This is a genomic window from Oleiphilus sp. HI0117, from assembly GCF_001635235.1.
This window is the reverse complement of the sequence record NZ_LWGA01000480.1, coordinates 1-541: the sequence shown is the minus strand read 5'-3', so window position 1 is coordinate 541 and position 541 is coordinate 1. Positions and strand designations below refer to the sequence as shown.

The following is a 541-nucleotide window of genomic DNA, read 5'->3' as shown; positions in this document are numbered from 1 at the left end:
ACTTCGCATCGAAAGCAGAACTGTGCGCAGAAGTGTTTCGGGTGGCCACTGAAAAAGAAGTCAGGAATGTACAGCTAGCAGCTTTTCCTCAGGTGGAAGATGAACTCGAAGGTCAGCAAGAAGGCGAGGCATTGAGCTGTGAGCAACGTCTGAAAATGGCGTTAGAGATTTTCTCTAGAAGAGCTTTAGAAGGGCGTGGTCTGGCTTATGCCTTGATAGCCGAACCGGTAGACTCAAAGGTTCAGCAAGAGCGCTTAAAATATCGACGAGCCTATGCCGAGATATTTGAGGCCTTGGTGACAGAGGGAGTCGAAAAAAATGAGTTTGCACCCCAGAATGCGTTGATATCTGCTGGTGCGATGGTTGGTGCATTGGCAGAAACATTACTTGGCTCTATCGCCAGTGCCCAACAAACGCCTGGCGAATTCAAGCCCGAAGAATGGATTGAAGAAATATTGAGCTTTTGCCTTTCAGGTGTTCGTCGCGCCTAAGCGCTTTTGAGCCTGAAAGGTTTGAACATTTAAGAGATGAGCCTCAGCTT

The 541-nt window shown here is 48.1% G+C and carries 1 protein-coding gene; it reads left to right on the top strand.

What is annotated here, in order from left to right:
• Nucleotides 1-491 (top strand): TetR/AcrR family transcriptional regulator (locus tag A3757_RS05455; protein WP_231878222.1); only part of this gene is annotated, 491 nt, incomplete at its 5' end.
• Nucleotides 492-541: the final 50 nt, after the last annotated feature.